Genomic DNA, 11,751 nt, shown 5'->3' with positions numbered 1-11,751 from the left:
CCGACATAAGAACCAGGAAACGCGGCCCCGATTGGGACCGCGCCTTTTCAGTCAGTGCGAAGCGGATCAGTTCAGAGCCGCATCCGTGATCTGGTGCGTCCAAGCGCCGTCTGGCTGCTTGGTGATCACAGGATCGGAACCGCCCGCCAGCAGAGTGGCAACGGTGCGCTCAAAATCGGCAGGGTCCAGCGAACCGTTCGAACCTGAGGTCAGCTTCGCGATCTCGCCCATCATGCGTTTCTGGTGCTCTTCGGTCTGGGCGCCGGTCTCATCGTTTTCCAGCACGATATCGGCTGCCTCATCCGGGTGTTCTTCGGCGTATTTCCAACCCTTCATCGAGGCGCGAACGAAGCGTTCCATCTTGTCGACAAACGCCGCATCCCCAAGGTTCTCTTCCAGAACATACAGGCCGTCCTCCAATGTCGCGACGCCCTGATCTTCGTATTTGAAGGTCACCAGCTCATCCGGGTTGACGCCGGAATCGATGACTTGCCAGTATTCGTTGTAGGTCATGGTGCTGATGCAATCGGCCTGACGCTGCAGCAACGGATCGACGTTGAAGCCTTGCTTCAGAACCTCGACACCGCTTTCGCTTTTGCCACCCGTGTCGATGCCCAGTTGGCTCATCCAGCTCATGAACGGGAATTCGTTGCCAAAGAACCAAACGCCCAGCGTGCGGTTCTTAAGGTCTTCGGGTGCCGCGATCCCGGCATCTTTCCAGCAAGTCAGCATCATACCCGAGCTTTTGAATGGCTGCGCGATATTGACCAGAGGCAAACCCTTTTCGCGTGCAGCCAGCGCGGCGGGCATCCATTCGACGGTCACGTCAGCGCCGCCACCTGCGATCACCTGCGTCGGTGCAATGTCTGGTCCACCAGGCAAAATAGTGACGTCCAGCCCCTCTTCCTCGTAGAACCCCTTGTCCTTGGCAACATAGTAGCCCGCGAACTGAGCCTGCGTGACCCACTTCAGTTGCAATGTCACCTCATCCGCAGCGAAAGCCGAACTGGCGGCCAGACTAAAGGCGGCTATCGCCCCGCTGAGTAGCTTATTCATCTTCATATCTCCTAGTTGCTGTTGGTGCCCCTTTTGGGGTCTGTTGAATTATTGTTTTATCCACGTTGCGACGGGTGCCAGAAGGTCACCGCCTTTTCGATCATTGCGACAAGACCATAAAATGCGGTCCCGGCCAAAGCGGCCACCACAATCTCGGCCCAGACCATATCCAGCGACAATTGCCCCACGCTGGTGGATATCCGAAAGCCCATGCCTAGCGTGGGCGAGCCAAAGAACTCTGCCACGATAGCGCCGATCAATGCCAGGGTGGTAGAAATCTTTAAGCCGTTGAAGATAAAGGGCATCGCGGCAGGTAACCTTAGCTTGAGGAAGCTCTGCCAATACGTCGCCGCATAGGTCTCCATCAGGTCACGCTGCATGGCCGTGGCCTCGCGCAACCCGGCCACTGTGTTGACCAACATGGGAAAGAACACCATCACCACAACGACGGCGGCCTTGGAATGCCAGTCGAATCCGAACCACATCACAAGAATGGGCGCGGTCCCGACAATTGGCAGCGCTGCGACAAAGTTCCCAACGGGCAGCAACCCAAGTCGCAGGAATTCCCAGCGATCCACAGCGATTGCCATCAGGAATGCAGCGCCACAGCCTATCAGATAGCCGCTGAGCGCCCCCTTGATGATGGTCTGCACAAAGTCGGCCCAAAGGATCGAAAGGCTGTCGGCAAATCGCACCGCAATGACGGACGGCGCTGGCAGAATGACCAAGGGAACGTCGAGCCCCCGGACCACCAGCTCCCACATAGCGATGATGGTCAGACCGAAAATCATCGGGGCCAAAAACCGAACTGCGCGGCTGTCAGCCTGAGGTCCGCTGGCGAGACGGCTGTTCAACCACCACCCAAAAAGCCACAGGAAGATTGCAAAGAAAACCAGGATCATTGCGACATCCCCATCCGCTTTAGCACCGAGCGTTCAAGAACCCCAAGCAACCCGACCAGACAGGCCGCCAGAATGGCCGCTGCAAACAAGGCTGACCAGATTTGAACCGTCTGGCCGTAGTAGCTGCCTGCCAGCAACCGCGCGCCTAGTCCGGCGACGGCACCCGTCGGCAACTCACCCACAATGGCCCCGACCAGCGACGCTGCGATACCGATCTTCAATGAGGTAAACAGATACGGCATCGAGGCCGGCAAACGCAGTTTCCAAAACCCCTGAGACCGGCTGGCATTATAGGTGCGCAGCAGGTCAAGTTGCATTGCATCGGGACTGCGCAGCCCCTTCACCATACCGACAACGACAGGAAAAAAGCTCAGATAGGCCGAGATAATTGCTTTGGGGATGATCCCCTGAATGCCGATCGAATACAGCACCACGATGATCATCGGTGCCAGAGCGATGATGGGAATGGTTTGGCTGACGATGGCCCAGGGCATGACAGACAGGTCCATCACGCGGCTATGCACAATCCCCACGGCCAGCAGAATGCCCAACCCCGTGCCAATCGCAAAGCCCAGCATAGTGGCACTGAGTGTAACCCAGGCATGATAGATCAATGATCTTTTCGAGGTGATTTTCTTCTCGACTGTCGTTTCCCACAACTCTTCAGCCACCTGATGCGGTGCGGGCAAGCGTGGTCGGTCTTGGTCCCAAGTCTCATCGATGGCGTAAGGATTGTCGAATACCAGCTCAAACTCGCTCATGTCGCGCCGATCAACCGCCTTGGGCGGATCAACCGCCTCCCCTGCGCGTTCAAATTCCGTCAGAACACCCTTGATGTTCATTGGCACGCTGGCGGCATACCAGAACAGGATAATAACGCCCACGACAGTAAGGACAGCCCAGACAGCTCTGATCCCTGCACTAGTCATCTGTATGCCCCGCCCGCAGGCCCTCACGCACGCGATGAGCGACTTCTATGAACTCAGGCGTGTCGCGAATATCCAACGGCCGCTCTTTCGGCAGAGGGCTGTCGATCACATCCGTAATCCGACCCGGGCGCGGGCTCATCACGACGATCTTGGTGCTGAGATAGACCGCCTCGGGGATTGAGTGCGTGACGAAACCGATGGTCTTTTCCGTCCGCGCCCACAGCGCCAGAAGCTGTTCATTCAGATGATCACGCACGATCTCATCCAGCGCCCCAAAGGGTTCGTCCATTAGCAGGATATCGGCGTCAAACGCCAAGGCGCGCGCGATACTGGCCCGCTGCTGCATTCCTCCGGACAACTGCCAGGGAAACTTGCCTCCAAATCCTTCAAGATCAACTAGTTCCAGAACGTTTCTCACACGTTCATCTTGCTCAGCGGCCGAATACCCCATGATCTCAAGTGGTAGCTTGATGTTCTTAGCGATTGTGCGCCAAGGATACAGACCCGCCGCCTGAAACACGTACCCATAAGCCCGGTCCCGCCGCGCTTCGTCCGGGGTCATGCCATTGACAGTCAGGGTTCCACCCGTTGGGGTTTCCAATGCCGCGATACAGCGCAAAAAGGTAGTTTTGCCGCAGCCCGAGGGGCCAATAAAACTGACGAATTCGCCCTTGCCGACAGTCAGGTTGACGTCTTTCAACGCGTGAATCGGTCCGTCATTGGTTTGGAAGGTCAGATCCAGCTGCCTTGCCTCGATCACAGGCTGGGTAGTGCTTTCAGTATTCATTCCATAGCCTTGAAAAGATTTGATTTTGGGCCGCCACAAAGGCGACCCACACGCGTCATACGCCCGTCGCGGGGATGCCCGACCGCTCGATCGGTCGAGGCGCGGTCAGCTCTTTCCAGGTGCTCAACGCCTTGTTCACATGGCCATTAGGTTCGCGTGCGACAAAATCACCGTGACCTTCCTGCGTGCGAATCTCGCCGTCATGCACAGCCACATGCCCCCTCGTCAGGGTAAAGCGCGGCAGGCCTTTGACCTCTTTCCCCTCAAACACGTTGTAATCAATCGAGGATTGCTGGGTGTCCGCGCTGATCGTCTTTGATTTCTCAGGGTCCCACACAACGATATCCGCATCTGCCCCAACAAGGATCGCGCCCTTTTTGGGATAGCAGTTCATTATCTTGGCGATGTTTGTTGACGTCACCGCGACGAATTCATTCATCGTCAGACGGCCTGTATTCACCCCATAGGTCCACAGCATAGGCATCCGGTCTTCCAATCCGCCCGTGCCGTTCGGGATTTTGGTAAAGTCGCCAACACCGTACCGCTTTTGCTCGGTCGTAAAGGCGCAATGGTCTGTCGCTACAACGCTCAGCGTGCCCGAGTGTAGACCGTTCCACAGGCTGTCCTGGTGCTGCTTATTCCGGAACGGAGGGCTCATGACCCTCCGTGCGGCGTGATCCCAATCTTGATGGAAGTACTCGCTTTCATCCAATGTCAGGTGCTGGATCAAAGGTTCGCCCCAAACGCGCTTGCCCTGCATTTTGGCCCGGCGGATCGCTTCATGCGCATCCTCGCAGGACGTATGCACCACATAAAGCGGCACGCCCGCCATATCGGCGATCATGATCGCACGGTTGGTCGCCTCACCTTCAACCTGCGGCGGGCGGGAATAGGCATGCGCCTCGGGGCCGTTGTTCCCCTCGGCCAGCAGCTTAGCGCTGAGTTCAGCCACCACATCGCCATTCTCGGCATGCACCATCGCTATACCGCCCAGTTCGGACAGGCGCTTGAACGAGGCGAACAACTCATCGTCATTCACCATCAACGCGCCCTTGTAGGCCATGAAGTGCTTAAACGTGTTGATCCCCCGCGTCTCGATCACCGTCTTGATGTCATCGAACACCTGCTCCCCCCACCATGTCACGGCCATGTGGAAGGAATAGTCACAGTTTGCACGGGTGGATTTGTTGTCCCATCGCTTCAGCGCGTCCAACAGGCTTTCGCCCGGGTTGGGCAGTGCGAAATCGACGACCATCGTGGTGCCGCCCGCCAAAGCGGCCCGCGTTCCACTTTCGAAATCGTCACTGGAATAAGTGCCCATGAAGGGCATCTCAAGATGTGTATGCGGATCGATCCCGCCGGGCATGACGTAGCAGCCCGTGGCGTCCAGTTCCTTGTCGCCCTTCAAACCCAGACCGATTTCAGTGATAACACCGTCCTCGACTTTGACATCTGCTTTGTAGGACAGATCGGCGGTAACGACGGTCCCGTTCTTGATCACAGTAGACATGTTTTTCTCCCTGCGGGCGCTTTGCGCCTCATGTTGTTTTGATGTGAGAACCCGGCGGTCAGGCCGATTCCCTTTTATTCAACGATTTCTGCAGTTTCGACGACGGCGTGAAGCAAGACATCCGCACCTGCCGCGGCCCATTCCTTGCTGATCTCTTCGGCTTCGTTGTGACTCAATCCGTCAACGCACGGGCACATGACCATCGCAGTCGGCGCCACGCGGTTGATCCAGCAGGCATCATGCCCTGCTCCCGAGATGATATCGGTATGCGAGTATCCCAGCCGCTCTGCCGCATCGCGAACCGCTGCAACGCAGCCATCGTCAAATTTCACCGGATCAAACCCGCCAACCTTTTCAAATTCGATCTGCAGGCCCATCTCATCGACAATGTCCTCAGCTGCCACGCGCAGACGGTTTTCCATATCAGTAATGACATCCAGCTCGGGCGAACGGAAATCGACCGTGAACACAGCCTTGCCGGGGATCACGTTACGAGAGTTTGGATAAACATCGATGTGCCCAGCTGCGCCAACAGCGTGAGGTGCGTGGGACCACGCTATCTCGTCTACCTTCTCTAGAATGCGCGCCATCGCCAGCCCAGCGTTCTTGCGCATTGGCATCGGAGTCGAGCCGGTATGAGCGTCCTTGCCGGTCACGGTGACTTGGGTCCAGCTCAGGCCCTGCCCGTGTGTCACAACACCGATATCCTTGCCCTCGGCTTCAAGGATTGGGCCTTGTTCGATATGCAACTCAAAGAAGGCATGCATCTTCCGAGCACCGACTTCCTCGTCGCCCCGCCAACCAATACGCTGCAATTCATCCCCGAACTTCTTGCCCTCGGCATCTTCACGGTCATAGGCCCAGTCCTGCGTGTGCATTCCTGCAAACACGCCCGAAGACAGCATTGCCGGTGCGTACCGAGTGCCCTCTTCATTGGTCCAATTGGTCGCGATGATTGGATGCTTCGTCTTGATCCCCAGATCGTTGAGCGTACGAATGATCTCCAGCCCACCAAGCACCCCGAGAACACCATCATACTTGCCACCGGTCGGCTGCGTATCCAGGTGCGAGCCGACATAGACGGGCAGCGCCTCGGGGTCGCTTCCTTCGCGGCGAGCAAACATGTTGCCCATCTGATCCAACCCCATGGTGCAGCCTGCATCCTCGCACCACTTTTGAAATAAGGCGCGCCCTTCGGCATCTTCATCCGTCAGGGTTTGGCGGTTGTTGCCGCCCGCAACTCCGGGGCCGATCTTGGCCATTTCCATCAGGCTGTCCCAAAGTCTGTCGCCATTGATCCTGAGGTTTTGCGCCGGAGCTGCCATCTTGTTCTTCCCTGTTGCTTGCGATTTGGCTCGCTTTTGGTGTCTTGATTTGACCATCTGGTCAAACTCACGCTATCACGGGTTCGACATCAGTCAAGAAATTGCATGGTGCCGCCGGAAAATTCGACATATTTGGTGCCCGCTTGGCGGAAAATGAGACAGTCAGGAAACATGCCCAAAGACCGCGCCCCGACCCGAATTCAGAAAAAGAACCGCGCCGCGATTCTCGAAGCCGCACTGAACGTGTTTTCGGCGCATGGTTTTCGTGGGGCGACCGTCGATCAAATCGCCACCGAGGCCGGGCTGAGCAAGCCGAACCTGTTGTATTATTTCCCGTCGAAAGAGGCGATCCACACAGCCCTGCTGTCAGGCCTGCTGGAGGTCTGGCTTGCCCCACTGCATGATCTGGACGCGGATGGCGATCCGATGGAAGAAATCCTCGCCTATATCCGCCGCAAGCTGGAAATGAGCCGAGATCTGCCGCGCGAAAGCCGCTTATTTGCAAACGAGCTGGTTCAAGGCGCTCCGCGCATCCACGAATCTCTGTCGCACGACCTAAAATCTCTGGTGGATGAGAAGACGGCAATACTCACACAGTGGATGGATCAGGGCAAAATCGCGCGCCTGCACCCCCATCACCTGATTTTTTCAATCTGGGCGCTGACACAGCATTACGCCGACTTCGACGTTCAGGTCCGTGCCATTCTGGGTGACGAAGATCCCTTTGAGGGGGCCGAACCGTTTATCGACACGCTGTATCGGAAACTTCTTACGCCATAGAAGAACCGCTTTTTTCGGCGGTCCCTATTCTCAGGTAATATTGGCGGAATGCCACACATTCTTGACAACCATGTAGTTGTCCAGCCCCTCGGTGCCGCCTTCGCGACCATAACCGCTGGATTTCACCCCACCAAAGGGGGTTTCGGGCATGGAAGCCTCCAGCGTGTTGATCGACAGGTTACCAACCTCAACCTCATCAATCAGCCGGTCGATATAGTCCGCGCGATTTGTGAACGCGTAACCGGCCAGCCCATAGGGCACCGAGTTTGCTTTGGCGATTGCATCATCCAGTGAGGATACCGGATTGATCACAGCCACCGGACCAAAAGGTTCCTCCTGCATGATCCGGGCGTTGTCGGGCACGTTCAGCAGGACGGTGGGCTGAAAGAAGTACCCTTTGTCGCCATGTTTGGCGCCACCCGTGGCAACCGTCGCGCCCTTTTCACGGGCGTCTTCCACCAATTCGATCAGTGCAGGCACCCGCCGGTCATTTGCCAAAGGCCCCATTTCCACATTTTGGTCCATGCCGTTTCCGACAACAGTTGCTGCAGCGCGTTCAACGAAAGTTGTGGCGTAATCGTCAAAGATGCTCTCGTGCGCAAAGAACCTTGTGGGCGAAGTGCACACCTGCCCGGCATTGCGCATTTTTCGAACTGCGCTTGAGATCCCGGCCACTTTCACATCTGTGTCTTCGCAGACAATTACAGGCGCGTGGCCACCAAGTTCCATCAGCACCGAAGTCATGTGTTCCGATGCCAAGGTAGTCAGATGCCGCCCTACAGCGGTTGAGCCGGTGAAAGCCACAAGCCTTACAGGATCCTGCGGGATGAGGTGGTCTGAGATTTCTGCCGGCTCTCCGAACACCAGGTTCAGGACGCCCGAAGGAAGACCGGCATCTTCAAAGGCTTTTGCAATATGTATTGCCCCGGCGGGTGTTTCTTCTGCCGCCTTCAGTATGATCGAGCAGCCCGAAGCCAGTGCTCCGGCAATTTTTCGTGCTGGTTGGCTCATCGGGAAGTTCCAGGGTGAAAAGGCCGCGACGACACCGATAGGCTGGTGATGAACGGAAAGCTTGTGACCCGGAGCCGCAGGGATGACCCGCCCATAGGTCCGCATCGCCTCGCCCGCGTCCCATTCAAAAAACTCTGCCCCTCGGATAACCTCAAGCCTGGCCTGCTTCAGCGGCTTGCCGTGTTCCATGGTGATAGCATGGGCAATCTCTTCCTGACGTTCCCGCATCAGCGCAGCAGCGCGCAGAATTGTGTCGGAACGTTCGCGCGGTGAGGTGCGACTCCATACGCGAAACCCTCGGACTGTAGCCTCCAGGGCGTCATCCAGATCCTGCCTTGAGGCGCATGGAAGACGCCCGATTTCGCCCTCGGTCGCTGGATTCACAACCGGAATGTCGCGGCTGGTTGTGCGCCATTTGCCTGCAATGAACAGCTTGAGCTCAGGATACATGAAACCGTTGCCTCCAAGTTTGACCATTTCAAATCACGCAATGGCTGGCATTACTTCAAGTGAATTGGGTGAATACTGATATCAATTTGACGAATACCTGACCTCATTTCTGTTTCACCGCCTGATGCAGCGCCGATTTAAAGGCCCGGCCAGCGGGGGAAAGATCATCATCCGCCCGGAATGAGACACCAATCGGCCCCTGCCCAAATGGGACATCCCAATCCAATGGCGACAGGTAGCCGTGGGCGATGTCCTGCGACACGACCTCGGCCGGCATAAGCCCGATCAGATCGCGCGACTGCAGCAAAGCACGATTGGTCAGGTAAGATACGGATTCGATCGTCACGGGCGGAACGTATTGCTGCTGGCCAACAAAGAAATGATCCAGCTGACGCCGCAATGTGGTTTCCAGCGGCGGGACGATCCAGCCAAAGGGTTTGGTCTGAGCGAAGGAAACATCCGGGCGACCCGCAAGAGGATGCTGATTGCCGACAATCGCCAGAATGCGGTCTTCAAACAGCTTTTCCTGCCTGATCTTGTCACGGTGCCTATGAGAGGGAAGCCGCCCGACTACCATGTCGATTTCGCCCGAAAGCAACCTCGGCATCAGGACTTCGTTCGTGCCCTCGTTGATCTTGATCGCCACATTCGGGCGGTCAGCCAAAAGGATTTCAATGGCCGCCGGCAGCAGGCTGGTTGAAGCCGCCAACAAAGTGCCCACCACCACGCGGCCTGCATTGCCTTCGTTCAGGTCATCCAGTTCCTGCGCAGCGTTCGAGACCTGTGCAAAGATTAGCTTGCCGTGACGTATCAAAGTTTCTCCGAACACGGTCGGAATCACACCCCGATTGGTCCGGCTAAACAGCTTGACCTCAAAATCCAGTTCCAGATCCTGAATCATCTTGGTTGCGGCCGGTTGCGAGATGCCCAGCTCGCGTGCAGCGTTCTGGATGTTACCGTGGGCTCCCACCGCTACCAGCAGGCGCAGTTGGCGCAGTTTCAGCCGGGTCAGGGCGCGATCGACGATGCGTGAGTGACGTCCCACCATGGTCAGATCACAATTGGGTCCAGAAGCTGCTCGAGCTTTGCCACCACACTCATCGCGGCCAAGGCCGAGCTGCGTGGATTGTCCGGCAGGGACTTGCCGCTGATCTGGAAATGAAACCGCCCGAATTCGCCTTGGGCCTCGATCTCGTGAGTGTTGCCGTTGGCTGAAGGGTCCGCAATCAGTTGAACCTGCGTGTCGTCGAACCCTAGCCCAGCCAAAGCGACTGCCGCCGCCACGTTTGCATTTTTGGGATAATTCAACGCGGCCTCACGAGCGGTGCCATTGAAATGCGTTTCCGGCTTGGTGAGATTTGCGAGGTCTAACTTGTCCTCAGCGATTGAACCTTTCCAGCCCTGCGGTGGCTTGCGCGCGACATAGATAACCTTGTCCAACTTGCCGGTCGCAGCCGCACCAAGACAATCCAGCGCACCGATGGCGCCACTGGCCAGGTGCAGCTTGGCCCCCCCGCCGCGAGCAGAGGACTCCAGTGCATCCGCGACCTGCCGGTCTGCCAATGCGCCGATGGATACGGTGACCATATCAATTCCACGGGACAAAACCTGAGGACCGTACTCCGCCAACGCGTGATGGCCCGCGCAGTCGATCACCAGATCTGCTCTGGAAGTGAGATCTTTTACAGAGCTCACAAATAAATCCGGATCCTGCGAAACGCTGCTTGCGCGAACCAGAACCGCATGAACCTGATGCCCTCGCGCCTGAATCGCATCCAAGACATGCTGCGCGATCGCGCCTTTTCCAATCAATCCAATCTTCATGCGGCAAACTTAACCCAGAGCCAAAGATTCCTAAATTGATATTCTATGGATATTCTAATTTCTGATATCCAATTCCCAGCTTTCGCATTGGATCAGAAGAGATGATCGGGCTTTCATAGCAGCATAACCAGAAGGTCCGCCTGATATGAATTACTCTAAACACGATGCAAAAGCCTATGCGCGCGCGCACATGACCGGTATCTGGGCGGCGGCCCTGAACCCGTTCAACGATGATTTGTCACTGAATGAGGCAGGCCTGAGGTCAAACATTCGTCACTGGATCGACGATCTGGATATTCAGGGCCTGTTCGTGGCGGGGAAACAGGGCGAGTTTTTTTCGATGAGCCTTGATGAGCGCAAGCGCAACTTTGAAATTGCGGTCGATGAATGCGCGGGCACGGCCGGAGTGATCGTCTCGGTCTCGGATCAGAACATGGACACGGCGCTGGAACTGGCCCGCCATGCGCAGAATTGTGGGGCCGATTACATCGTCTTGCATGCCCCTGTCCTGAGCTTTGTTCAGGATCGTGGTGAAGTTCTTTACCAGTACTACAAACGGTTCTGCGATGAACTGGACATCGGGATCGCGATGTGGAGCCACCCGGACAGCGGATACCTGATGCAACCCGAAGAATGCGCACGGATTGCTGATTTGCCCAACATCGTGGCCATCAAATACTCCGTCCCGCGTGAGATGTATGTGAAACTGACGCATATGGTGGGCGACAAAATTCATGTCTCGACATCGGCTGAACATGAATGGCTGGACAATATTCTGGAACTGGATTGGAAACTGTATCTGTGTTCGTCGCCGCCTTACCAATTACAGACCAAGAATGATCAGCGCATGAACGAATACACGCGGCTGGCGTTTGCCGGCAAAGCAGATGAGGCGCGCAAGGTGTTTGACAGCCTGAACCCGGTTCGGGACGCGATGAAGCGAACCAAACCTGCAGGCAAACCCACCGCTTTTGGAAAATACTGGCAAGAGCTGCTGGGACAGGTCGGAGGGCGTGTGCGACCCCCAATGCTGGAACTGACCGAGGCGGAAAAAGAGATCATCCGCAAAGGGTTCGCGGAATGCGGCCTGAAGCCATAGCCACATCGATATAAGCAAATCGGATATCTAGATGCGGATAATTTCTTTGCGGTTATGAAAAAACCGGCCAAACTTCTA

Annotated in this window: 11 protein-coding genes; 2 read left to right on the top strand and 9 right to left on the bottom strand. The window is 56.5% G+C overall.

From position 1 onward, the window contains the following. Nucleotides 1-66: 66 nt before the first annotated feature. From AC2FI8_RS00770 to AC2FI8_RS00745, 6 genes are all read right to left on the bottom strand, one after another. A complete protein-coding gene (locus tag AC2FI8_RS00770) occupies nt 67-1,056 on the bottom strand; it encodes an ABC transporter substrate-binding protein (RefSeq protein WP_058274243.1) in 990 nt (329 codons plus the stop codon). Nucleotides 1,057-1,112: 56 nt separating this feature from the next. Next, on the bottom strand, nt 1,113-1,958 hold the full coding sequence (locus AC2FI8_RS00765; RefSeq protein WP_496766702.1) for an ABC transporter permease: 846 nt from the start codon (nt 1,956-1,958) through the stop codon (nt 1,113-1,115). Continuing rightward, nucleotides 1,955-2,887, bottom strand: a complete 933-nt coding sequence (locus tag AC2FI8_RS00760) for an ABC transporter permease (RefSeq protein WP_496766705.1) — start codon at nt 2,885-2,887, stop codon at nt 1,955-1,957. Before AC2FI8_RS00760 ends, AC2FI8_RS00765 begins: the two co-directional genes overlap by 4 nt. Then, nucleotides 2,880-3,674: an ABC transporter ATP-binding protein gene (locus tag AC2FI8_RS00755; protein WP_496766707.1), complete on the bottom strand. Its 795-nt coding sequence runs from the start codon at nt 3,672-3,674 to the stop codon at nt 2,880-2,882. The genes AC2FI8_RS00760 and AC2FI8_RS00755 overlap by 8 nt, the downstream gene beginning before the upstream one ends. Nucleotides 3,675-3,729: 55 nt before the next feature. Next, nucleotides 3,730-5,184: a dihydropyrimidinase gene (gene hydA / locus AC2FI8_RS00750; RefSeq protein ID WP_496766709.1), complete on the bottom strand. Its 1,455-nt coding sequence runs from the start codon at nt 5,182-5,184 to the stop codon at nt 3,730-3,732. Nucleotides 5,185-5,258: 74 nt separating this feature from the next. Then, complete coding sequence (locus tag AC2FI8_RS00745) at nt 5,259-6,509, bottom strand: Zn-dependent hydrolase (RefSeq protein ID WP_496776474.1); 1,251 nt, start codon at nt 6,507-6,509, stop codon at nt 5,259-5,261. 171 nt (nt 6,510-6,680) lie between these two features. On the opposite strand from AC2FI8_RS00745, the gene AC2FI8_RS00740 reads away from it, so the two are divergent. Continuing rightward, nucleotides 6,681-7,289 carry a TetR family transcriptional regulator C-terminal domain-containing protein gene (locus AC2FI8_RS00740; RefSeq protein WP_496738714.1) on the top strand — a complete coding sequence of 203 codons (609 nt, stop codon included), beginning with the start codon at nt 6,681-6,683 and terminating at the stop codon, nt 7,287-7,289. 30 nt (nt 7,290-7,319) lie between these two features. Here the strand turns inward: AC2FI8_RS00740 and AC2FI8_RS00735 are convergent, their stop codons facing one another. From AC2FI8_RS00735 to AC2FI8_RS00725, 3 genes are all read right to left on the bottom strand, one after another. Then, on the bottom strand, nt 7,320-8,750 hold the full coding sequence (locus AC2FI8_RS00735) for an NAD-dependent succinate-semialdehyde dehydrogenase (RefSeq protein ID WP_496776472.1): 1,431 nt from the start codon (nt 8,748-8,750) through the stop codon (nt 7,320-7,322). A 103-nt stretch (nt 8,751-8,853) separates the two neighbouring features. Beyond that, a complete protein-coding gene (locus tag AC2FI8_RS00730; protein ID WP_282168505.1) occupies nt 8,854-9,798 on the bottom strand; it encodes a LysR substrate-binding domain-containing protein in 945 nt (314 codons plus the stop codon). Nucleotides 9,799-9,800: 2 nt separating this feature from the next. Continuing rightward, a complete protein-coding gene (locus AC2FI8_RS00725) occupies nt 9,801-10,574 on the bottom strand; it encodes an aspartate dehydrogenase (RefSeq protein WP_496776470.1) in 774 nt (257 codons plus the stop codon). Nucleotides 10,575-10,719: 145 nt separating this feature from the next. Between AC2FI8_RS00725 and AC2FI8_RS00720 the strand changes: the two genes are divergently transcribed. Next, entirely contained in the window at nt 10,720-11,673 is a 954-nt protein-coding gene (locus AC2FI8_RS00720) for a dihydrodipicolinate synthase family protein (RefSeq protein WP_496776467.1), read from the top strand. Nucleotides 11,674-11,751 lie beyond the last annotated feature (78 nt).

This window comes from Ruegeria sp. CDSB029 (assembly GCF_059611125.1).
The sequence above is the reverse complement of the archived record's forward strand: the minus strand, read 5'-3'. Positions and strand labels throughout refer to the sequence as shown.

Excerpts from the sequence above, each read along its gene's own strand:
- AC2FI8_RS00755 (WP_496766707.1), bottom strand. The coding sequence starts at position 3,674 with ATGAATACTGAAAGCACTACCCAGCCTGTGATCGAGGCAAGGCAGCTG.
- AC2FI8_RS00725 (WP_496776470.1), bottom strand. The coding sequence starts at position 10,574 with ATGAAGATTGGATTGATTGGAAAAGGCGCGATCGCGCAGCATGTCTTG.
- AC2FI8_RS00770 (WP_058274243.1), bottom strand. The coding sequence starts at position 1,056 with ATGAATAAGCTACTCAGCGGGGCGATAGCCGCCTTTAGTCTGGCCGCC.
- hydA (WP_496766709.1), bottom strand. The coding sequence starts at position 5,184 with ATGTCTACTGTGATCAAGAACGGGACCGTCGTTACCGCCGATCTGTCC.
- AC2FI8_RS00760 (WP_496766705.1), bottom strand. The coding sequence starts at position 2,887 with ATGACTAGTGCAGGGATCAGAGCTGTCTGGGCTGTCCTTACTGTCGTG.
- AC2FI8_RS00765 (WP_496766702.1), bottom strand. The coding sequence starts at position 1,958 with ATGATCCTGGTTTTCTTTGCAATCTTCCTGTGGCTTTTTGGGTGGTGG.
- AC2FI8_RS00740 (WP_496738714.1), top strand. The coding sequence starts at position 6,681 with ATGCCCAAAGACCGCGCCCCGACCCGAATTCAGAAAAAGAACCGCGCC.
- AC2FI8_RS00730 (WP_282168505.1), bottom strand. The coding sequence starts at position 9,798 with ATGGTGGGACGTCACTCACGCATCGTCGATCGCGCCCTGACCCGGCTG.
- AC2FI8_RS00745 (WP_496776474.1), bottom strand. The coding sequence starts at position 6,509 with ATGGCAGCTCCGGCGCAAAACCTCAGGATCAATGGCGACAGACTTTGG.
- AC2FI8_RS00735 (WP_496776472.1), bottom strand. The coding sequence starts at position 8,750 with ATGTATCCTGAGCTCAAGCTGTTCATTGCAGGCAAATGGCGCACAACC.
- AC2FI8_RS00720 (WP_496776467.1), top strand. The coding sequence starts at position 10,720 with ATGAATTACTCTAAACACGATGCAAAAGCCTATGCGCGCGCGCACATG.